This window comes from Pseudomonas azotoformans (genome assembly GCF_900103345.1).
GTDB lineage: Bacteria > Pseudomonadota > Gammaproteobacteria > Pseudomonadales > Pseudomonadaceae > Aquipseudomonas > Aquipseudomonas azotoformans.
The window spans coordinates 4,454,372-4,474,854 of record NZ_LT629702.1; the positions used below are offsets into that span (position 1 = coordinate 4,454,372).

The 20,483-nt window shown below is 59.3% G+C and carries 18 protein-coding genes; 6 read left to right on the plus strand and 12 right to left on the minus strand.

The genetic code is table 11. The features are described from left to right. Positions 1–50 precede the first annotated feature (50 nt). The 5 genes from BLR69_RS20300 to BLR69_RS20320 all read right to left on the minus strand — a co-directional run bounded on the left by BLR69_RS20300 (position 51) and on the right by BLR69_RS20320 (position 5,259). Complete coding sequence (locus BLR69_RS20300) at positions 51–1,016, minus strand: CDP-6-deoxy-delta-3,4-glucoseen reductase (protein WP_071494565.1); 966 nt, start codon at positions 1,014–1,016, stop codon at positions 51–53. Continuing rightward, complete coding sequence (gene ubiD / locus BLR69_RS20305) at positions 1,016–2,482, minus strand: 4-hydroxy-3-polyprenylbenzoate decarboxylase (protein WP_003176824.1); 1,467 nt, start codon at positions 2,480–2,482, stop codon at positions 1,016–1,018. Before ubiD ends, BLR69_RS20300 begins: the two co-directional genes overlap by 1 nt. A 135-nt stretch (positions 2,483–2,617) precedes the next feature. Next, on the minus strand, positions 2,618–3,877 hold the full coding sequence (gene rho, locus BLR69_RS20310) for a transcription termination factor Rho (protein WP_016973082.1): 1,260 nt from the start codon (positions 3,875–3,877) through the stop codon (positions 2,618–2,620). Positions 3,878–4,112: 235 nt separating this feature from the next. Beyond that, entirely contained in the window at positions 4,113–4,442 is a 330-nt protein-coding gene (gene trxA, locus BLR69_RS20315; protein ID WP_003213989.1) for a thioredoxin TrxA, read from the minus strand. A gap of 121 nt (positions 4,443–4,563) precedes the next feature. Next, entirely contained in the window at positions 4,564–5,259 is a 696-nt protein-coding gene (locus BLR69_RS20320) for a FadR/GntR family transcriptional regulator (protein WP_071494566.1), read from the minus strand. 255 nt (positions 5,260–5,514) lie between these two features. Here BLR69_RS20320 and BLR69_RS20325 point away from each other — a divergent pair, with 255 nt between their 5' ends. From BLR69_RS20325 to BLR69_RS20340, 4 genes are read left to right on the plus strand one after another with little or no spacing between them, the layout of a single operon-like run. Next, positions 5,515–6,300, plus strand: coding sequence for a transporter substrate-binding domain-containing protein (locus BLR69_RS20325; RefSeq protein WP_017530859.1), 786 nt, complete (start codon positions 5,515–5,517; stop codon positions 6,298–6,300). Positions 6,301–6,315: 15 nt separating this feature from the next. Next, entirely contained in the window at positions 6,316–6,984 is a 669-nt protein-coding gene (locus BLR69_RS20330) for an amino acid ABC transporter permease (protein WP_071494567.1), read from the plus strand. After that, the gene (locus BLR69_RS20335; RefSeq protein ID WP_071494568.1) at positions 6,981–7,631 is read left to right on the plus strand and encodes an amino acid ABC transporter permease; all 651 of its coding nucleotides are present in this window, start codon (positions 6,981–6,983) and stop codon (positions 7,629–7,631) included. Before BLR69_RS20330 ends, BLR69_RS20335 begins: the two co-directional genes overlap by 4 nt. Continuing rightward, positions 7,618–8,355, plus strand: a complete 738-nt coding sequence (locus BLR69_RS20340; RefSeq protein WP_071494569.1) for an amino acid ABC transporter ATP-binding protein — start codon at positions 7,618–7,620, stop codon at positions 8,353–8,355. The genes BLR69_RS20335 and BLR69_RS20340 overlap by 14 nt, the downstream gene beginning before the upstream one ends. A 2-nt stretch (positions 8,356–8,357) precedes the next feature. On the opposite strand, the gene BLR69_RS20345 is transcribed toward BLR69_RS20340, so the two are convergent. The 4 genes from BLR69_RS20345 to BLR69_RS20360 all read right to left on the minus strand — a co-directional run bounded on the left by BLR69_RS20345 (position 8,358) and on the right by BLR69_RS20360 (position 12,944). Then, a complete protein-coding gene (locus BLR69_RS20345) occupies positions 8,358–8,960 on the minus strand; it encodes a DUF1120 domain-containing protein (protein WP_083365817.1) in 603 nt (200 codons plus the stop codon). Next, positions 8,926–11,448 carry a fimbria/pilus outer membrane usher protein gene (locus tag BLR69_RS20350; RefSeq protein WP_083365861.1) on the minus strand — a complete coding sequence of 841 codons (2,523 nt, stop codon included), beginning with the start codon at positions 11,446–11,448 and terminating at the stop codon, positions 8,926–8,928. The genes BLR69_RS20345 and BLR69_RS20350 overlap by 35 nt, the downstream gene beginning before the upstream one ends. A 7-nt stretch (positions 11,449–11,455) precedes the next feature. Continuing rightward, complete coding sequence (locus BLR69_RS20355; RefSeq protein ID WP_208527871.1) at positions 11,456–12,172, minus strand: fimbria/pilus chaperone family protein; 717 nt, start codon at positions 12,170–12,172, stop codon at positions 11,456–11,458. Between the two features lie 112 nt (positions 12,173–12,284). After that, positions 12,285–12,944, minus strand: coding sequence for a DUF1120 domain-containing protein (locus BLR69_RS20360; protein WP_083365818.1), 660 nt, complete (start codon positions 12,942–12,944; stop codon positions 12,285–12,287). A 449-nt stretch (positions 12,945–13,393) separates the two neighbouring features. On the opposite strand from BLR69_RS20360, the gene ppx reads away from it, so the two are divergent. Further along, positions 13,394–14,896, plus strand: a complete 1,503-nt coding sequence (gene ppx, locus BLR69_RS20365; RefSeq protein ID WP_071494572.1) for an exopolyphosphatase — start codon at positions 13,394–13,396, stop codon at positions 14,894–14,896. Positions 14,897–15,098: 202 nt separating this feature from the next. Here ppx and ppk1 read toward each other — a convergent pair whose 3' ends face one another. Further along, positions 15,099–17,321, minus strand: a complete 2,223-nt coding sequence (ppk1, locus tag BLR69_RS20370; RefSeq protein WP_071494573.1) for a polyphosphate kinase 1 — start codon at positions 17,319–17,321, stop codon at positions 15,099–15,101. Between the two features lie 18 nt (positions 17,322–17,339). After that, positions 17,340–18,353 carry a porphobilinogen synthase gene (gene hemB, locus BLR69_RS20375; RefSeq protein ID WP_071494574.1) on the minus strand — a complete coding sequence of 338 codons (1,014 nt, stop codon included), beginning with the start codon at positions 18,351–18,353 and terminating at the stop codon, positions 17,340–17,342. Between the two features lie 208 nt (positions 18,354–18,561). On the opposite strand from hemB, the gene BLR69_RS20380 reads away from it, so the two are divergent. After that, positions 18,562–19,197 (plus strand): DedA family protein, encoded by a 636-nt coding sequence (locus BLR69_RS20380; RefSeq protein WP_058426693.1) that lies wholly within the window; start codon positions 18,562–18,564, stop codon positions 19,195–19,197. Here BLR69_RS20380 and BLR69_RS20385 read toward each other — a convergent pair. Further along, the gene (locus tag BLR69_RS20385; RefSeq protein ID WP_071494575.1) at positions 19,178–20,413 is read right to left on the minus strand and encodes a sterol desaturase family protein; all 1,236 of its coding nucleotides are present in this window, start codon (positions 20,411–20,413) and stop codon (positions 19,178–19,180) included. The genes BLR69_RS20380 and BLR69_RS20385 overlap by 20 nt on opposite strands. Positions 20,414–20,483 lie beyond the last annotated feature (70 nt).

Consider the following 20,483-nt stretch of genomic DNA (forward strand, 5'->3'; position numbering starts at 1 on the left):
CCCAACGCAGGACAAGCCTGCTCACTACAAGAGCATTCCCAGTAGGCCTCTCAGCGTGGCGCATAGGCAAACACGTCGGCGCGCATCTGGTGCGCATCCATGCCGGCTTCGACCAACGCATCCAAGGTGCCATAGATCATTGCCGGCGAGCCGCTGGCGTAGACGTGCACCGACTTGAGGTCGGCAATGTCTTCGCACACCGCTTCATGCAACAACCCGCAGCGCCCTTCCCAACCGCACAGGTCGCTGACGACTTTGTGCAAAAACAGGTTGGGCAGTTGCAACCACTGGTCCCAGTGTTCGATCTCGTAGAAATCTTCCGGGCGGCGCACGCCCCAGTACAGGTGCACCGGGTGCTTGAAGCCGGAGGCGCGGCAGTGTTCGATCAGGCTGTGCATCTGCGCCATGCCGGTGCCGGCGGCGATCAACACCAGCGGCCCGTCAGGCAACTCGGCCAGGTGGGTATCACCAAACGGCAGCTCCACACGGGCCATCTGGTTGCGTTGCAGTTGCGCAAGCAAAGTGCGGGCACTGTCCTCGCGGGCCAGCACATGCAACTCCAGCTCACGTCCGGCATGAGGCGCCGACGCCAGGGAGAATGCGGATTTCTCGCCGTTCTCCCGCTCGATCATCAGGTACTGGCCGGCGTGGTAACGCACCGCCTTGCCAGCCGGCGCACGCAGGCGCACACGCCACACGTCGCCACCGACCTCTACGCATTCACTCAATTGGCACGACAGCTTGCGCAACGGCAACTCTCCCGGCGCCAGCACGCCATCCCACAACACAACGCAATCTTCCAGCGGCTCGGCAATGCAGGTGTAGAACTCACCGTGATCTCGCACTTCACCGGCCTGCTGCACGCGGCCTTCCACCAACAGCGCGGCGCACACATGGCACACGCCGTTGCGGCAGGCTTGAGGGCATTCGTAACCGAGGCGACGCGCGCCTTCGAGGATTCGCTCGCCAGGGACCAGTTCCAGCACGGCGCCGGAAGGTTGCAGGGTTACACGCATCAATCTATTCCCAATTCTTTCCAGATCGCATCGACACGGGCGGTGACGGCTTCATCCTTGACGATCACCCGGCCCCACTCGCGGGTTGTTTCGCCCGGCCATTTGTGGGTGGCATCCAGGCCCATCTTCGAACCCAGGCCCGACACTGGCGACGCGAAGTCGAGGTAGTCGATCGGCGTGTTGTCGATCATCACCGTGTCGCGCTTGGGGTCCATGCGCGTGGTGATGGCCCAGATCACGTCGTTCCAGTCGCGGGCGTTGATGTCGTCGTCGGTGACAATAACGAACTTGGTGTACATGAACTGTCGCAAAAACGACCACACACCGAGCATTACCCGCTTGGCATGGCCTGGGTACGACTTCTTCATGGTCACGATGGCCATGCGGTACGAGCAGCCTTCCGGCGGCAGGTAGAAGTCGGTGATCTCAGGGAATTGTTTCTGCAGGATCGGCACGAACACTTCGTTGAGCGCCACGCCGAGAATCGCCGGCTCATCCGGCGGCCGGCCGGTGTAGGTGCTGTGGTAGATCGGTTTGATCCGATGGGTGATGCGCTCGACGGTGAAGACCGGGAAACTGTCGACTTCGTTGTAGTAGCCGGTGTGGTCGCCGTAAGGGCCTTCATCGGCCATTTCACCCGGATGAATCACGCCTTCAAGGATGATTTCGGCAGTGGCCGGCACTTGCAGGTCGTTGCCACGGCATTTCACCAGCTCGGTGCGGTTACCGCGCAGCAGACCGGCGAAGGCGTATTCGGACAGGCTGTCGGGCACTGGGGTCACGGCACCGAGGATGGTGGCGGGGTCGGCGCCCAGGGCCACGGAGACCGGGAACGGTTTGCCGGGGTGCTTCTCGCACCACTCACGGAAGTCCAGCGCGCCGCCACGATGGCTCAGCCAGCGCATGATGACCTTGTTGCGGCCGATCACTTGCTGGCGGTAGATACCGAGGTTCTGACGGTCCTTGTTCGGGCCTTTGGTGACGGTCAGGCCCCAGGTGATCAGCGGGCCGACGTCGCCGGGCCAGCAGGTCTGCACCGGCAGCATGGCGAGATCGACGTCATCGCCTTCGATGACCACTTCCTGGCACACCGCGTCCTTGACCACTTTGGGGGCCATGGCAATGATCTTGCGGAAGATCGGCAGCTTCGACCAGGCGTCCTTCAGCCCCTTGGGCGGCTCGGGTTCCTTGAGGAAGGCCAGCAGCTTGCCGATCTCGCGCAATTCGCTGACCGACTCGGCGCCCATGCCAAAAGCCACACGCTCGGGCGTACCGAACAGGTTGCCGAGCACCGGGATATCGAAGCCGGTCGGGTTCTCGAACAGCAGCGCCGGGCCCTTGTTGCGCAGGGTACGGTCGCAAATCTCAGTCATTTCCAGCACCGGGGAAATCGGCATCTGGATACGTTTCAACTCTCCGCGCTGCTCAAGTTGCTGCACGAAATCCCGAAGATCCTTGAATTTCATTAACCATGCCACCCGTAAAATAGGCGTACATCCTACCTGCTCCAGGGTGTGTTTGCCTGCCAGCAGCGCTTAAAAAACGGGCACAAAAAAATGGCGCCCCTGGGGGCGCCATTCTTCAGGACCTGAAACGTCGTATTACTTACGCTTCATCGACAGGAAGAACTCGTCGTTGGTCTTGGTGGTTTTCAGCTTGTCGACCAGGAACTCGATGGCGGCTACTTCGTCCATCGGGTGCAGCAGCTTGCGCAGGATCCACATGCGCTGCAGTTCGTCGTCAGCGGTCAGCAACTCTTCGCGGCGGGTGCCGGAACGGTTGATGTTGATCGCCGGGAACACGCGTTTTTCCGCGATGCGACGGTCCAGGGGCAGTTCCATGTTGCCGGTACCCTTGAACTCTTCGTAGATCACTTCGTCCATCTTCGAACCGGTTTCAACCAGTGCGGTGGCGATAATGGTCAGCGAGCCGCCTTCTTCGATGTTGCGCGCGGCGCCGAAGAAACGCTTCGGTTTCTCCAGGGCGTGGGCATCGACACCACCGGTCAATACCTTGCCGGAGCTCGGGATCACGGTGTTGTAGGCACGGGCCAGACGGGTGATGGAGTCGAGCAGGATCACCACATCCTTCTTGTGTTCGACCAGGCGCTTGGCCTTCTCGATCACCATTTCGGCAACCTGCACGTGGCGGGTTGGCGGCTCATCGAACGTCGAGGCAACCACTTCACCGCGCACGGTGCGCTGCATTTCGGTCACTTCTTCCGGACGCTCATCGATCAGCAGCACGATCAGGTGAACTTCAGGATTGTTACGCGCAATGTTCGCTGCAATGTTCTGCAGCATGATGGTCTTACCGGCTTTCGGCGGCGCGACGATCAGGCCGCGCTGGCCCTTGCCGATCGGGGCGCACAGGTCGATCACACGACCGGTCAAGTCTTCGGTGGAACCGTTACCGGCTTCCATCTTCATGCGCACGGTCGGGAACAGCGGGGTCAGGTTCTCGAAGAGAATCTTGTTTTTCGCGTTCTCGGGACGGTCGAAGTTGATCGTGTCGACCTTGAGCAGGGCGAAATAACGCTCGCCTTCTTTCGGAGGGCGGATCTTGCCAACGATGGTGTCACCGGTGCGCAAGTTGAAGCGACGGATCTGGCTCGGCGAGACGTAGATATCGTCTGGGCCGGCGAGATAGGACGCGTCAGCAGAGCGGAGGAAGCCGAAGCCGTCCTGGAGAATCTCCAGCACGCCATCACCGGAGATTTCCTCGCCGCTTTTCGCGTGCTTCTTGAGCAGGGAGAAAATCACGTCCTGCTTGCGCGAACGGGCCATATTTTCTATGCCCATTTCTTCGGCCAATTGGAGCAGGTCGGTAATCGGCTTTTGCTTGAGTTCAGTCAGATTCATATAGGAATGACGTAATCATTTATGGAGGGGGGAAATTAAGCTTTTGGCTTAATGAGGCCGCGCCGCAGAGAAGGCGACAGGATCGCGTACTAATCGAAAAGGAATGCGTCGGCGACGGCTTGCAGGGGGCAGTGGAGAAACCAGTGCGGGGCCGAATGTACCACCTGAGTTTCGGAGCGTCTAGCCCTGTTTCACGAAAAAGCCCCGCTATTTTGCGGGGCTTTTTTGACGACGCTTAGATGTTCGCGTCGAGGAAAGCTTGGAGCTGAGACTTCGACAGCGCGCCTACTTTGGTCGCTTCGACGTTGCCGTTCTTGAACAGCATCAGGGTCGGGATACCACGCACGCCGTGCTTGGCCGGGGTTTCCTGGTTGTCGTCGATGTTCAGCTTGGCAATGGTCAGCTTGCCTTCGTAGGTGGTCGCAATGTCGTCCAGGACTGGAGCGATCATTTTGCAAGGGCCGCACCATTCAGCCCAGTAGTCAACCAGCACCGGGCCTTGAGCCTTGAGTACTTCGGCCTCAAAGGTCGCGTCGGTGACGTGCTTGATAAGATCGTTGCTCATGGATGTCTCCGGATTGTAAGCAAAAAAAACGTGGCCCATCATAGCTGCCCTTCCCCCGTTCAGGAAGCCGCCTCTGATTGAGTCTTCCTATGATGACCCATGAGTTTGGGTATAGCCCAACTCAGGGAGTGACGGGGGTCACGAAGGCAATGCCGGTGCGCAACGCCGCATTGCGCACGTGTTCCTGCATGGTTTTCTGCGCCGCCGCACTGGCGCGCCGGGCCAGGGCGCGCAGAATCCGACGATGCTCCTGCCAGGTCTCCATGGCCCGTTCCGGTCGGATGAACGGTAGCTTCTGGCTCTCCAGAAAAACCTCGGCACTCGCGCTCAGGATGCTCACCATCGCCTGGTTGCCACTGGCGAGCAGGATGCGCTGGTGAAATTCGAAGTCGAGCCGGGCCGCGGCTTCGAAGTCGCTGGCCTTGAGGACCTTGCGCATGGCCTCGACATTGTCTTCCAGGCTGTCCAACTCATCGATGCTCAGCGTCACCGCCGCCAACCCCGCTGCAAAACCTTCCAGGGCATAGCGCAACTGGAAGATATCCAGTGGCGTGGCCTGTGCCGCAAAGGGCCAGGCGAACCCTGGCGACTCCTCGACCGCCTGCACGAACACGCCCTTGCCCGGCTGCACACTGACCACACCCAACGCGCTGAGGGACGACATTGCCTCACGCAACGACGCTCGGCTCACCCCCAACTGCACCGCCAGATGCCGTTGCGACGGCAACGCATCGCCCGGTCCGAAGCCTTGCTCCTTGATCAGTTTGCGGATGGCCTGCAGGGCCGCTTCCGGTACGGCTTGGGCGATGGAATTCATAAAAAACTCAAGGTTCCAGTCAACTGAGTGGCTAGTTGTAAAGCTATTCGTGGCAGGCGGCAAGCCACGCCCCAAAGGGGCTCGCGAGGTTTTGCCGACGCTCGAAAACAGTGCGCAAAGCCCAGGCACTGTTCAGACCAGTCCGACCACCACAGCTCAACAAATACCGGCCCTGCAGACAATTCGGAGGGTGATGGCATGGGCTGTGCACTGGGCAAATCCAGAAAACCCCTTCGCCCTTCTCGGAGAGTTGCCATGACCAAGCGCTACAGCGCCCTGCTTACTGCCCTGTTTGCCAGCCTGATGCTGAGCCAGGCACCCGCCCAGGCCAATGGTCTGGACGACATCGTCGCCCGTGGCACCCTCAAGGTCGCCGTACCCCAGGACTTCCCGCCCTTCGGCTCGGTCGGCCCCGACATGAAGCCACGCGGCCTGGACATCGACACCGCCAAGCTGCTGGCCGACCAGCTCAAGGTCAAGCTGGAACTGACCCCGGTCAACAGCACCAACCGTATCCCGTTCCTCACCACCGGCAAGGTCGACCTGGTGATCTCCAGCCTGGGCAAGAACCCTGAGCGCGAGAAGGTGATTGATTTCTCCAAGGCCTACGCACCGTTCTACCTTGCCGTGTTCGGCCCGCCTGATGCCGCCATCAGTAGCACCGACGATCTCAAGGGCAAAACCATCAGCGTGACCCGTGGCGCCATCGAAGATATCGAACTGACCGCCGTCGCCCCCAAGGAAGCCACGATCAAGCGCTTCGAGGACAACAACTCGACCATCGCCGCCTACCTGGCCGGCCAGGTTGACCTGATTGCCAGCGGCAACGTGGTAATGGTGGCGATCAGCGAGCGCAACCCCAAACGCGTGCCGGCGTTGAAAGTGAAGCTCAAGGACTCTCCGGTGTACGTGGGCGTGAACAAGAACGAGCCGGCCCTGCTGGAGAAGGTCAACCAGATCCTGGTCGCGGCCAAGGCAGATGGCAGCCTGGAAAAGAACGCTATGCAATGGCTGAAAGAGCCACTGCCCGCCGATCTCTGAGAGCGGAGCTGACCCATGGCGTATCAATTTGACTTTGTGCCGGTGCTGGCCAATACCGACCTGCTGTTGCGCGGTGCGCTGTTCACCCTCGAGCTGACAGCCATCGGCGCCATCCTCGGCGTGGCCCTGGGCACCGTCGGCGCCGTAGTGCGGGCGTGGAAGATCCAGCCGTTCGCCTGGTTCTTTGGCGTTTATGTCGAGTTGATCCGCAACACACCGTTCCTGGTGCAGCTGTTCTTCATCTTCTTCGGCCTGCCGTCCCTGGGGCTGAAGATCACCGAGTGGCAAGCTGCCGTGCTGGCGATGGTGATCAACCTCGGCGCCTACTCCACGGAAATCATCCGCGCGGGCATCCAGGCCATTCCTCGCGGGCAATTGGAAGCTGCCGCGGCGCTGGCAATGACGCGCTTCGAGGCCTTCCGCCACGTGGTGCTGCTGCCGGCGCTGGGCAAGGTGTGGCCGGCCCTGGGCAGCCAGATCATCATCGTGATGCTCGGTTCGGCGGTGTGCTCGCAGATCGCCACTGAAGAACTGAGCTTTGCCGCCAACTTTATCCAGTCGCGCAACTTCCGCGCGTTCGAAACCTATGCCCTGACCACCCTGGTGTACCTGTGCATGGCGCTGATGATCCGCCAGTTGCTCAACTGGATCGGCCGCCGTTTTGTGATGAGGAACAGTCGATGAGTGATTTTTCCTTCTGGGACATCGTGCGCAACCTGGCCACCGGCCTGCAATGGACGTTGCTGCTGTCACTGGTGGCGTTTGTTGGCGGCGGCGTGATCGGCTTGCTGGTGATGACGATGCGCATCAGCCGCAACGCCTTTGCGCGTAATGTGGCGCGCACCTACATCGAACTGTTCCAGGGCACGCCGCTGTTGATGCAGCTGTTCCTGGTGTTCTTCGGCATTGCCCTGCTCGGTGTGGATATCTCGCCCTGGCTGGCGGCGGCGATTGCCCTGACGTTGTTTACCAGCGCCTACCTCGCCGAGATCTGGCGCGGCTGCGTCGACTCCATCGCCCACGGGCAATGGGAAGCGTCGGCCAGCCTGGCGCTCAACCCGCTGGAGCAACTGCGCTATGTGATCCTGCCCCAGGCCCTGCGCATTGCCGTGGCGCCGACAGTGGGCTTCTCGGTGCAGGTGGTCAAGGGCACCGCCGTGACCTCAATCATCGGCTTCACCGAACTGACCAAGACCGGCGGCATGCTCGCCAACGCCACCTTCGAACCCTTCATGGTCTACGGCCTGGTGGCCCTTGGTTACTTTTTACTCTGCTACCCCCTGTCCCTCAGTGCCCGCTACCTGGAAAGGAGACTGCATGCCTCTGCTTAGAATTTCTGCCCTGCATAAGTATTACGGCGATCACCACGTGCTCAAGGGCATCGACCTGACCGTGGATGAAGGCCAGGTGGTGGCGATCATCGGCCGCAGCGGCTCGGGCAAATCCACGTTGCTGCGCACGCTCAACGGCCTGGAATCCATCAACGACGGCGTGATCGAAGTCGATGGCGAGTACCTCGATGCCGCCCGCGCCGACCTGCGCAGCCTGCGACAGAAAGTCGGCATGGTGTTCCAGCAATTCAACCTGTTCCCGCACCTGACGGTCGGCGAGAACGTCATGCTCGCGCCACAAGTGGTGCAGAAAGTGCCCAAGGCCAAGGCAGCCCAACTGGCGAAACAGATGCTGGAACGCGTCGGGCTTGGCGAGAAATTCGACGCCTTCCCCGATCGCCTGTCCGGCGGGCAACAACAGCGTGTGGCGATTGCCCGTGCGCTTGCCATGTCGCCCAAGGTGCTGCTGTGCGATGAAATCACCTCGGCGCTGGACCCGGAACTGGTCAATGAAGTGCTCAGCGTGGTGCGCCAATTGGCCAAGGACGGCATGACCTTGATCATGGTGACCCATGAGATGCGCTTCGCCCGGGAAGTCGGCGATAAGCTGGTTTTCATGCACCAGGGCAAGGTGCATGAAGTGGGACCTCCCCAGGAACTGTTCGCCAACCCCAGAACCCCGGAGTTCGCCAATTTCATCGGGTCGGTGGAACAACCGGGCTAACTTCAGGTACCTGGAACCCATTCGAAGCTCCCTCTCCCTTCGAACAGGGTTTCGCCACTCACGGCAAGCCCGATCGCTGGCACGAAAGTCTCGAGGTTGACCAAGGCCGTAAAGCGGCGCCCTTGTATTGGCGAGCCGCCCACAGACGCAAAAAGCGCCATGCCTGGCAAAAGGTGCCCGGTCGCGGGATCATCGGATCGACGTGATGCAAGCAGCTCAACGGGCTGCCCATCCACTTGAGCCTGTTGAACACTCAGCGTGAAGTATCCTTGGCGCCCGAACCGGAACCCGGTCCCTAAGGGCGCCCCCGTAAAACGCATAGCCATAGGCGACAAATCAGGACAGGCAATATTCAGCTGAAGCGTACGTTTACCCAAGGAAAATTGTGGCCGACCCGATTGCTCGTCCAGTAACTCGGCACGACGAATGACACCGTAATCAACCTGGGGCTGACTCAGGGACACTCGACACTCGCCAGCTGATGCATCACCGGGCATAAGTACCACAAAAGACAGCAGCCAAAAGCCAAGCCCATAGCGCAGGCTACGTGACTCAAGCTGGCTCGCCGGCTCACAGCACATGGCAGACAGCAGATGCTGTTTCATAATATTTATCTTCATCGATTTCTGGCTCAGCGTTCAGTTGCACCGAACAGGTGGAGGTATCAGGAAGGGAAATGTTCAAGGCTTGCAGTTCATTCAGGTCGTTCAGGAACACCATGCCGTCACCCACGACACTGGTCAAAAAGGCGTTCTTCCTGCCAAAAACCGGAGCGCCCTGGGGCAGGAGCCGCCCATGCGCATCACGAACTTCAAGCAGGAGGCGGCGCACTTTTATCACCTCGAAGTCAACGGTACTGAAAGAGCCACGCCCGGCCTTGAGCGTCTTGGTCCCGTTTTTCAGATCTACACGCCTAGGCAGCGATTGGGTCTGCACTTCCACATTGCTGTTGTGATAGGCGGGAAGGCCTGCAATCACTGCTTGACCACGGTAATCAGTCCAGACAGGCCCCTGCGGGGTCGAAACCTTTGCGGCTCCGACATCCCCCACCGCGACGATGCCAAACGTATCCTGCACGGTATAGGGCGAGAACGTCAGACCGCGCTCATGAGCCACCACACCGCCCTGTAATTGACCGGAATAGCCTGAGCCCAGAGCGTCCCTGCGCATACCAACCGAGAACTGTGTATAACGCGGAGTTACATTCACCCGCCCTTGTATCGACTGTTCCTGGGTGACGTGTTCGCGAGCTACGCCCACCTCATAGTTCACGGAGTCGTTGACCCGTTCACTGAACGTGCTGCCCAGATCGACTCGGTCCTCTCGGCGACTGGCGTAAGACCGGACAGTGCGATTTTCTCCGAGCGGGATGGTGACCTCCAGGCGAACCGAACGTTCTTTACCTGGTGCGCGACTGCGCTGCTCATACGGCGTCTGTCTGGTGTTACGTGGTCTGGAACCGCCTACTCGGGAATCGGCAATCAGCGCTACATGAGTGCCGCTGAACTCGCGGTTCCATGAGGTGGACACGTGTCCGGCCGATTGCCCGTCAAATTGCGAACTGCGAGAGTAATTGAGGGAAAAGCCCCCAAAATGCGGGCTAAACCAACTTACCCCGGCCGTGTATTGGTTCTTGAACCGCGCATCCAACTCGCCACGGGCAACCGACCGACCCGCTTCAAGTACCTCACGATACCCACGCGTCTGCGTCGTAGCGCTCACACTTGTTTCAATATTGGCCTTCAGGGGGCTTCCCACAGAAATAGCGCTACGCCCACCCCGAACGCTACCCAGGCTGTCACGAGACAGGTTTTGGCGAACACCAACCGATAGTCGCTGGAAAAAAACAGTACTCAGCGTCCCTCCTGCTGCGTGATACGCGTCGGTGCTCAACAGACCAAACCCTAACGACGAATCCCGCCCCAGCCCCCAAGTGCCGCTCCCCATTGCAACAATCGGCGCTTGCCCGGAATCCAGTTTTGCCCCACGGGCCTGACCTACGGAGAAGTAATAGCCAGTCTTGACCTGAACGGCGCCACGAAACGATGCCGCCGGCACGGTAAAGCTATGCCCGCCGCCGCGCGTACCGGTGACACTCACCTCAAGGTCACTGGTGCCATTTAACAAGGGCAGGCCCGTGAGGGTGAAGGGCCCCGCAGGCACAAGCGTCGTATAAATCAATACACCTGCCTGACGTACATCGACCCTGGAATCGCTGGATGCAAGGCCTTCAACCACCACCTGACTGTCACCACCCGCACCACGGGACCGGCCATCGGGAGAGAACTGGAAACCCGACAACTGCAACCCGCCAAATACGGGGTTGTCACTGGAAATCTGCCCGACTTGGAATGTCGTATTCAACGCGGTGAAATCGCGCTGTGCGTAAGCGCTTACATGCTCGCTGCGGCTCTCGCCGTTATCGGATACATAGAACTGGCGACTACGGACTATCCAGTTCCCCAGATTGAACCCCGCCTCGGTATAAGCGGACATGGAACGGGTAGAATCGCTGCCGGAGCGTTCACCAAACCCTTGCACGTCGTAATTGAACAATGCAGCGGTGCCACCCTGGGAAAACCCTCCAAGATCCCAATCAGACTCACGCATTGACTGAGTGGGCACCACCAGCGTCACCTCATCGCTGCCGGGGCGCAGCCTGACGATGGTGGCGGGGTACTCTCCCAAAAAATCATGACACGCCTGGCTGGCTGCGACGCCCTGACGAATAATGGCATCGGGCACCCGCAAACCTGCTTTTTCCAACAGGCCCGGCGTAAAACACAGTTGTCCCTGGTAATCAAATCGCGCCTCTACAAGGCCCAGCGAATTCCCATTGACCCGCAGCCCCACCACCTGGACACCCTCCCGAAAGCGCGCGGCACTACGAAAATAATCAGCAACCTTCGGGTCGATCCCATTCGCAGCCAACACAGCGAGATCAAAACCGTCCCCCAACGCCAGAGAGTGGGCAGGAACACTCCAGAGCGCAGTAAGCCCTATGAAAACCCTAGAACCCAAGGCTCGGGAAATCGAAGCCTGCAAAGACAGTGAAGGCTGATGCTGACGGCCCGTATCGTCGACTTTTTTCATCTTCCGATCAGCCCGCATCGATCACAACCGGAGCCTGGAAAACACCCACCGAGTAGCCATAGACAGTTGCAGGTTGTATCTCGATGGCGTCAGCATCCACCAATGCACCCTCGACAAGGGTCGACAGGACTTCGCCCGGCAGGATGTAAGTACGTGGCAAAACGCCGAGCTGTCTTTTTGGGAGCAGCTGGACCTCCAGCCCGAAACGTATGACATAGGCGCTATTGTTATGTACCGTCAGCCGATTGCCCCGCAACCTCCACTCAAGCAGCTTCCAAGGTTCTTGATGTCTTGGTAAACCTTGAGGATGGAGAATCAGCGGCAGGTCTTGTCGAATCGTAATGCCGATGGTCGAGCTGCCCTCGGCGCGCGCCTGCGGTATCCCCTCAAACGTAATACGCTTCAAACGTTGAGTCTTGAGCGGTAGCTTTGAAGTACTGATAACACGTACGAGTTGTGTTTCTCCCGCCTCGACTCGCGCAATAGGCGGCGTAACGATCAACAACGGCTCAGGGTCTTCCGGGATGTTCTGAATGACCGAATGAAGCAATGCGGCACTGGCATCGGTATTTCTGACGTTAATCGTCGCCTCACCGTTTTCTTCATAAAGAATGACAACCGATGTTTCCGGCTCCATGCCAGCTGCTATAACATCCCCCGATAACAAACAAGAAAGACTCATACAGCCGAACAACGCAACCACAGAACTCAAAGTACGCCACATCAAGTTGCACCCACATACAAAATGAAAACCATGAACAGCCGTTCAAACAGCGATAAGCAGCCCACATGCAGTTCCGGCTAAATAAACCGCAATGCAGGCTGGCGTTAACTATTTAGATTCGAGCGACGACCAGAGTAGCGAGCCCGTTCAAAGGAACATCTTGGCTAAGGTTCAAATCATTGGCTTTATTGATAACGGCTTTAACGATGAGCGTGCCGGAAACCGAACTAACCAACGCAGGGGTCGGTGCTGTACTACGACTCCACGAATGCTGGTATGGGGTCTTATCGATCCTACCGTCGCTGTTGTACAACCAACCAGCGCTCTGACTCACCCTTTTCAGCGGATACAAGGAAGAGCCGGTAGCGGTAAGGTTCATAAACCTGACCGAGTAACCGCCCGTACGCTTGGTGCCCACCATGCCAAGGCCAAAATTCTGGGATTCGGGAAAACCCGGGCCTAAAATGCCAGGCACCGTGCTATTGGACTGCGAGTCAGCAATAGACAAGGACACTTGGGTAGCAGTCGACCCGCAGTTTATGCTGAACGGCAGGGGCTTTTCTGACAAATGATAGTAATCATTCGCCGGGAGGCTTGCTGCTGGAATCGTCGCGTAGTCAACAGTCCCCCCCCCAGTGAGAGTTACCGTACAGGCTGCCGGTTTAATAGTACCGATAACTCTCAGGTTCCCCGAACTACCGGTATTGGCCTGAGCGGTTACCGTCGCCCCCAAGCACATCAACCCGAACGTAAAACCCACAACTTTATTCATAACTACCTCATCACTTGACGTTGTCAGGCGTATTCATTTTTCACTTTCACACCCCCCAGAAAATCGATTGGGGCATGTAAAGCTGTAAATAAATAACACCAAGGCAAGATTGCCGAGTGACAGTCTGCGGTCACGCCCTCGATTGAAAAATAAGACAAGACCCTAGTTATTGTGAGAGCAGTAAAGACAAAGAGTAGTCTCAACCCAATAAACAACATAGGGTATTGATATCGACCCTGTAGGGAAATTCACAAACAGTTCAACTACAGTTCTTTGACAAAACTCCTACAAACTTAAAGCGCTATCCACGGAGCGCTTTGAAAAACGCCCTACATTTCCCACAAAAATCCCTCACAGACACCTGCCGGAAAATTACCCAAGCAGTACGCGTTGGCACCAAAGGTCGATCGTGGCACGATGGTTGGGTTATCGACCGAGACCCTCTTACCATGCCGCAATCCCAAGCCAAGAATCTGTCCCTGATCGCCGCCATCGACCTGGGCTCCAACAGCTTTCATATGGTCGTGGCCAAGGCCCAGAACGGCGAAATCCGCATCCTTGAGCGGCTCGGAGAGAAAGTGCAACTGGCTGCCGGGATCGACGACGAGCGCCAGCTCAACGAAGAATCCATGCAACGCGGGCTCGATTGCCTGAAGCGGTTTGCGCAACTGATCAACGGCATGCCCCTGGGCGCCGTTCGAATCGTCGGCACCAACGCGTTGCGTGAAGCACGTAACCGTGGCGAATTCATCCGCCGCGCCGAGGAGATCCTCGGGCACCCGGTAGAAGTCATCTCCGGCCGTGAAGAAGCCCGTCTTATCTATCTGGGCGTGTCCCACACCCTGGCCGACACCCCGGGCAAACGCCTGGTCGCCGACATCGGCGGGGGCAGTACCGAATTCATCATTGGGCAAAGATTCGAGCCATTGTTGCGCGAAAGCCTCCAGATGGGCTGCGTCAGCTTCACCCAGCGTTACTTCAAAGACGGCAAGATCACCCCGGCACGCTACGCCCAGGCCTATACGGCGGCGCGGCTGGAGATCATGAGCATCGAACACGCCCTGCATCGCCTGACCTGGGATGAAGCCATCGGCTCGTCCGGCACCATCCGTGCCATCGGCCTGGCACTGAAAGCCGGCGGCCATGGCACCGGTGAAGTCAACGCCCAGGGCCTGGCGTGGCTCAAGCGCAAGCTGTTCAAACTGGGGGACGCCGAGAAAATCGACTTCGACGGTATCAAGCCTGATCGTCGCGCGATCTTCCCGGCCGGCCTCGCGATTCTCGAAGCGATCTTCGATGCTCTTGAACTGCAACGCATGGACCACTGTGACGGTGCCCTGCGCGAAGGTGTGCTCTACGACCTGCTGGGTCGCCATCACCACGAAGACGTGCGTGAGCGCACGCTCACCTCGTTGATGGAGCGCTATCACGTCGACCTGGAACAAGCCGCACGTGTGGAGCGCAAAGCCCTGCACGCCTTCGACCAGGTGGCCGAGGACTGGGACCTGGAAGATGGCGTCTGGCGCGAGCTGCTGGGCTGGGCCGCCAAGGTGCATGAAGTGGGCCTGGACATCGCCCACTACCATTACCACAAGCACGGCGCCTACCTGATCGAGCACTCGGACCTGGCCGGCTTCTCCCGCGAGGACCAGCAAATGCTCGCCCTGCTGGTGCGCGGCCATCGCCGTAACATCCCCAGGGACAAATTCGCTGAATTCGGTGACGAAGGCATCAAGCTGATCCGCCTGTGCGTGCTGCTGCGCTTTGCGATCCTGTTCCACCACATCCGTGGCACCCAGGAAATGCCCCAGGTGACCCTGCGCGCCGACGGCGACAGCCTGGACGTGGTGTTCCCGAAAGGCTGGCTGGATGAGAATCAACTGACCCAGGCGGATTTTGGCCAGGAAGCCGAGTGGCTGACCCGGGTGGGGTTCAGCCTGAACCTGCGCTGATCTGAAGAACGCTGCAAAACAATTGTGGGATGGGCTTGTGTGGTGAGCGGGCTTGTCCCGCGCTGGGCTGCGAAGCAGCCCCAATGAAAACGCCGCATTCCGTCAGGCAGAATGCGGCGTTTGGTTTTAGGGCCGCTTCGCGGCCCAGCGCGGGACAAGCCCGCTCACCACAACACGCCAGCTCACACAGTAGGGCCAGCTGTTAGTTCACCGACAGAATCGGACTACCCAACTTCTCCAACAACGTCGCCTGCGCACTGCGCGGGTTCTGGTTGCCGGTCGGCGTGTTGCGCACGTAGCGACCGTCCGACTGCAGGCTCCAGCTGTGGGTGTTGTCGGTGAGGTAGCTTTCCAGCTCCTTCTTGACCCGCATGATCAACTTCTTGCCTTCCACCGGGAAGCAGGTCTCTACGCGCTTGTCGAGGTTGCGCTCCATCCAGTCGGCACTGGAGAGGAACATCTGTTCTTCGCCGCCGTTGAGGAAGTAGAACACCCGCGTGTGCTCCAGGAACCGGCCGATGATCGAGCGCACGTGAATGTTGTGCGACACCCCGACAATGCCCGGACGCAGGCAGCACATGCCGCGCACCACCAGGTCGATACGCACGCCGGATTGGCTGGCCTTGTACAGCGCGCGGATGATCTTCGGATCGGTCAGCGAGTTGAACTTGGCGATGATGTGCGCCGGCTTGCCGTCGAGGGCGAACTGGGTTTCGCGGGCAATCATGTCGAGCATGCCCTTCTTGAGGGTGAACGGCGCGTGCAGCAGCTTCTTCATGCGCAAGGTCTTGCCCATACCGATCAACTGGCTGAACAACTTGCCGACGTCTTCACACAAGGCGTCGTCGGAAGTCAGCAGGCTGTAGTCGGTGTAGAGCTTGGCGTTGCCGGCGTGGTAATTACCGGTGCCCAAGTGGGCGTAACGCACGATCTCACCGGCTTCGCGGCGCAGAATCAGCATCATCTTGGCGTGGGTCTTGAAGCCGACCACGCCATAGATCACCACCGCACCGGCTGCTTGCAGGCGGCTGGCCAGTTGCAGGTTGGATTCTTCGTCGAACCGCGCACGCAACTCGATCACCGCGGTGACTTCCTTGCCGTTGCGCGCGGCGTCAACCAAGGCATCGACGATTTCCGAGTTGGCGCCGGAACGGTACAGGGTCTGGCGTACGGCCAACACATGCGGGTCCTTGGCGGCCTGGCGCAGCAGGTCGACCACGGGCGTGAAGGACTCGAACGGGTGCAGGAGCAGGATGTCCTGCTTGCTCACCACGCTGAAGATGTTCTCGCTGTTTTGCAGCAGTTTCGGGATCTGTGGGGTGAATGGCGTGTATTGCAGTTCCGGATGGCTGTCCAGGCCGGTGATGCTGAACAGGCGCGTCAGGTTCACCGGGCCATTGACTTGATACAACTCGGTCTCGCCCAGGTTGAACTGCTTGAGCAGGTAGTCCGACAGATGTTTCGGGCAGGTGTCGGCCACCTCAAGGCGCACCGCATCGCCGTAGCGCCGCGAGAACAGCTCGCCGCGCAGGGCACGGGCCAGGTCTTCGACGTCTTCGGAGTCCAGCGCCAGGTCGGCGTTACGGGTCAGGCGGAACTGGTAGCAGCCTTTTACCTTCATGCCCTGGAACAGGTCATCGGCGTGGGCATGGATCATCGACGACAGGAATACATAGTTATCGCCAGCGCCCCCCACCTCTTCCGGTACCTTGATGATCCGTGGCAACAGACGCGGCGCCGGGATGATCGCAAGGCCCGAGTCGCGGCCAAAGGCGTCGATACCTTCCAGCTCCACGATGAAGTTGAGGCTCTTGTTCACCAGCAACGGAAACGGGTGCGTCGGGTCCAGGCCGATCGGTGTGATGATCGGCGCGATCTCGTCACGGAAGTAGCGACGCACCCAGGTCTTGATCTTGGTGGTCCAGTGACGGCGGCGGATGAAGCGGACCTGATGTTTTTCCAGCTCCGGCAGCAGGATGTCGTTGAGGATCGCGTACTGGCGGTCCACATGGCCGTGCACCAGCTCGCTGATGCGCGCCAGCGCCTGGTGCGGCTGCAGGCCGTCGGCGCCGGCCTGTTCACGGGCGAAGGTGATCTGCTTCTTGAGGCCGGCGACGCGGATCTCGAAGAACTCATCCAGGTTGCTGGAGAAGATCAACAGGAACTTGAGCCGCTCCAGCAGCGGGTAGGACTCATCCAGCGCCTGTTCCAGCACGCGAATGTTGAATTGCAGTTGTGACAGCTCGCGGTGGATGTACAGGCTGCTGTCATCCAGGTTGGTCACCGCCGCTACCGGGGCCGGCACGGGCGGTTCGGCCACCACGACGGGCGCGGCGGGCTCATGCTCCGGCGGGGTCTCGGTGACTTGTTCAACCACCGGGTGAGCGTCTTTTACGGCAACTTCTGTGAGTCCTTCGGTATTCATCGAGTGTTCCTGTGAGGGCTATTGTTGCTCTCTAAGCAATTGGGCGGCGCGGGCGGCGAAGTAGGTCAGGATGCCATCAGCCCCGGCGCGTTTAAAGGCTGTCAGGGATTCAAGGATCACCCCTTCACTCAGCCATCCATTCTGTATTGCAGCCATGTGCATCGCGTATTCGCCACTGACCTGATAAACAAAGGTCGGCACCTTGAATTCGTCTTTGACCCGATAAAGGATGTCTAGGTACGGCATCCCCGGTTTGACCATCACCATGTCAGCGCCTTCGGCCAGGTCAGCCGCCACTTCGTGCAGGGCTTCATGGCTGTTGGCCGGGTCCATCTGGTACGAGGCCTTGTTGGCCTTGCCCAGGTTCAGCGCCGAGCCCACCGCATCGCGGAACGGGCCGTAATAGGCGCTGGCGTACTTGGCCGAGTAGGCCATGACCCGCACGTTGACGTGGCCGGCCAGCTCCAGGGCTTCGCGAATCGCCTGGATGCGGCCGTCCATCATGTCTGACGGGGCAACCACCTGGGCGCCGGCTGCCGCATGGGACAAGGCTTGCTTGACCAGCGCATCAACGGTGATGTCGTTTTGAACATAGCCGTCTTCGTCAAGAATGCCATCCTGGCCGTGGGTGGTGAACGGGTCCAACGCCACGTCGGTGATCACCCCAAGCTCCGGAAAACGCTCGCGCAGGGCACGGGTAGCACGCTGGGCGATCCCGTCCGGGTTCCAGGCTTCGGCAGCATCCAACGACTTGAGTTCAGCCGGCGTGACCGGGAACAGTGCCAAGGCCGGAATCCCCAGTTCAACCCAACCGGCGGCTTCTTCAAGCAACAGATCAATGGTCAAACGCTCCACGCCCGGCATCGAAGCCACCGCTTCCCGACGGTTTTCCCCATCCAGCACAAACACCGGCAGGATCAGATCGTCGGTCGTCAGCACGTTTTCACGTACCAGACGGCGAGAAAAATCATCACGACGATTGCGACGCAGACGGGTGGCGGGGAACAGGCGATTGGCAGGGGTAAAGCTCACGACAGACTCCTGAGCCCGGGTTTACGGGCGAGCGTTGCAGTTATAAGCGGCCATTATGACGAAGGTATGACAGTTGTGCTTAAGGATGCGACCTGTAGTCGCATTCGGCATTTCCGTAGGAATTGTTCACTTCGTGACACATCTCGATACTTTCATGAATCTTCATGAAGGCGTAGGCTGCGCGTTCATTTCGCCAGCACCCCAGACCATGCTTCAACAATTTCTGCATGACTTCGGCTACTTTGCGCTCTTCCTGGGCACCTTCTTTGAAGGCGAGACCATTCTGGTTCTCGCAGGCTTCCTGGCGTTCCGTGGATACATGGATATCAACCTGGTGGTGGTGGTTGCCTTTTTCGGCAGCTACGCCGGCGATCAGCTTTGGTATTACATGGGTCGCAGGCACGGCCGCAAGCTCTTGGCGCGCAAGCCACGCTGGCAATTGATGGGCGACAAGGCCCTGGAGCACATCCGCAAGCACCCGGATATCTGGGTACTGAGCTTTCGCTTCGTGTACGGGTTGCGCACGGTCATGCCCGTGGCGATCGGCCTGTCCGGCTACCCGCCGTTGCGCTACCTGATCCTCAACGGCATTGGCGCTGCGATCTGGGCTTTGGCGTTGGGCGCTGCGGCCTATCACTTCGGCGCGGTGCTGGAAGGTATGTTGGGCAGCATCAAGAAATACGAGCTGTGGGTATTGGGTGCCTTACTGATCCTGGGCTTCGGCCTGTGGCTGCGCCGTCGCATCAAGAATGCACGCATCGCCCGCGAGGCCTGCGCCGAGGCGAAGGCCCGGCTCGCGGCAGAGCCGGTCCCGGTCGAGCCGCCTAAGACACCAGTCGAGTAAACCGGCTTCTGCAGCAGTAGAGACCAATCACACTGAGCAAGCTGTAGCTCAGCAGGCCCAGCCAGCTCAGGTTGCTGGCCGGCCATAACCCGACCAACGGTGCCAGCCACACCAACGGCACATTCAGCACCAGCCGCGAAAGCTCGGCCTTCCACGCCCACGGCCGGTTCTCCAGGGCCACGCCCAAGGTAAACAGCCCCAGCGCCATGGCACTCCAACCCAGGATCAATGCCGCCGTGGGCAAACCCTCGCCGAAATTCATCAGATAGCTGCCAAAGCCCACATACGCCGCAAATTGCAGGGCGATATAGACCTGTTGACGCACATCCAGCGGCACGTCGAATTTGCGGAACTGGCTCAGGTCATGTTTGGCCAATGGATATTTGGCCTTCACGTCCGCCGGGCGCCAGCCGGTGCGCATGAACCAGATGCGCAGTTTGTCCCACCAGCGCTCGGTGCGTCGCGCATCACTCCACAACTGCGCATAAAACTGCAGGTTGGCCCACAGCGGGTTCCAACTGGCCAACGGTGTGGTCACGCCGAAAATCACCGGTTCGTTGTCGTCTTCCTCCTGGAAAGTGCCGAACAGCCGGTCCCAAATAATGAACACGCCGCCGTAGTTACGATCCATGTAGAGAGCGTTCTGTGCATGGTGAGCCCGATGATTGGATGGCGTGACAAAAAACCACTCGTACCAGCCGAGCTTCGGCACGTGCCGCGTGTGCACCCAGAATTGATAGAGCAAATTAAGCGATGCCACGCTGATAAACACCACCAATGGCACGCCGAGTACGGCCAGGGGCAGGTAGAAAATCCAGCTCAGCAGGAAGCCGGTACTGGTCTGGCGCAGGGCGGTGCTGAGGTTGTAGTCCTCACTCTGGTGATGCACCGAGTGCGCGGCCCACAGGATGTTGCGTTCATGGCCCATGCGATGCAGCCAGTAATAGCAGAAGTCGTAGAACACGAAAGCGAACACCCAGGTCCAGACGCTCTGGGCCGGCAGTTCGATGACAGCAAGATGCTTGAGGGCAAACGCGTAGGTCAAAATCCCCACGCCTTTGGTCAGCAGCCCCGTGGTGGTGGACAGCACACCGGTGCTGAGGCTGTTGATGGCGTCCGCCACCCGGTAGTTGCGCTCGCCGCGCCAGCGATCGGCGAGCAGCTCTACCACGATCAAGGCGATGAAAAACGGTACCGCGTAAGGCACGAAGTCCATGGTCTGGTCCGGTCTATTTTTGTTACATCAAGATTAGGTGCAGCGGCGTGAGATCCCATTGGCAACAGAT

Excerpts from the sequence above, each read along its gene's own strand:
- ppk1 (WP_071494573.1), bottom strand. The coding sequence starts at position 17,321 with ATGAATACCGAAGGACTCACAGAAGTTGCCGTAAAAGACGCTCACCCG.
- BLR69_RS20360 (WP_083365818.1), bottom strand. The coding sequence starts at position 12,944 with ATGAATAAAGTTGTGGGTTTTACGTTCGGGTTGATGTGCTTGGGGGCG.
- BLR69_RS20325 (WP_017530859.1), top strand. The coding sequence starts at position 5,515 with ATGACCAAGCGCTACAGCGCCCTGCTTACTGCCCTGTTTGCCAGCCTG.
- BLR69_RS20350 (WP_083365861.1), bottom strand. The coding sequence starts at position 11,448 with ATGAAAAAAGTCGACGATACGGGCCGTCAGCATCAGCCTTCACTGTCT.
- BLR69_RS20335 (WP_071494568.1), top strand. The coding sequence starts at position 6,981 with ATGAGTGATTTTTCCTTCTGGGACATCGTGCGCAACCTGGCCACCGGC.
- BLR69_RS20345 (WP_083365817.1), bottom strand. The coding sequence starts at position 8,960 with ATGAAACAGCATCTGCTGTCTGCCATGTGCTGTGAGCCGGCGAGCCAG.
- BLR69_RS20330 (WP_071494567.1), top strand. The coding sequence starts at position 6,316 with ATGGCGTATCAATTTGACTTTGTGCCGGTGCTGGCCAATACCGACCTG.
- BLR69_RS20385 (WP_071494575.1), bottom strand. The coding sequence starts at position 20,413 with ATGGACTTCGTGCCTTACGCGGTACCGTTTTTCATCGCCTTGATCGTG.
- BLR69_RS20355 (WP_208527871.1), bottom strand. The coding sequence starts at position 12,172 with ATGTGGCGTACTTTGAGTTCTGTGGTTGCGTTGTTCGGCTGTATGAGT.
- ppx (WP_071494572.1), top strand. The coding sequence starts at position 13,394 with ATGCCGCAATCCCAAGCCAAGAATCTGTCCCTGATCGCCGCCATCGAC.
- BLR69_RS20300 (WP_071494565.1), bottom strand. The coding sequence starts at position 1,016 with ATGCGTGTAACCCTGCAACCTTCCGGCGCCGTGCTGGAACTGGTCCCT.
- BLR69_RS20320 (WP_071494566.1), bottom strand. The coding sequence starts at position 5,259 with ATGAATTCCATCGCCCAAGCCGTACCGGAAGCGGCCCTGCAGGCCATC.
- rho (WP_016973082.1), bottom strand. The coding sequence starts at position 3,877 with ATGAATCTGACTGAACTCAAGCAAAAGCCGATTACCGACCTGCTCCAA.
- BLR69_RS20380 (WP_058426693.1), top strand. The coding sequence starts at position 18,562 with ATGCTTCAACAATTTCTGCATGACTTCGGCTACTTTGCGCTCTTCCTG.
- trxA (WP_003213989.1), bottom strand. The coding sequence starts at position 4,442 with ATGAGCAACGATCTTATCAAGCACGTCACCGACGCGACCTTTGAGGCC.
- ubiD (WP_003176824.1), bottom strand. The coding sequence starts at position 2,482 with ATGAAATTCAAGGATCTTCGGGATTTCGTGCAGCAACTTGAGCAGCGC.
- BLR69_RS20340 (WP_071494569.1), top strand. The coding sequence starts at position 7,618 with ATGCCTCTGCTTAGAATTTCTGCCCTGCATAAGTATTACGGCGATCAC.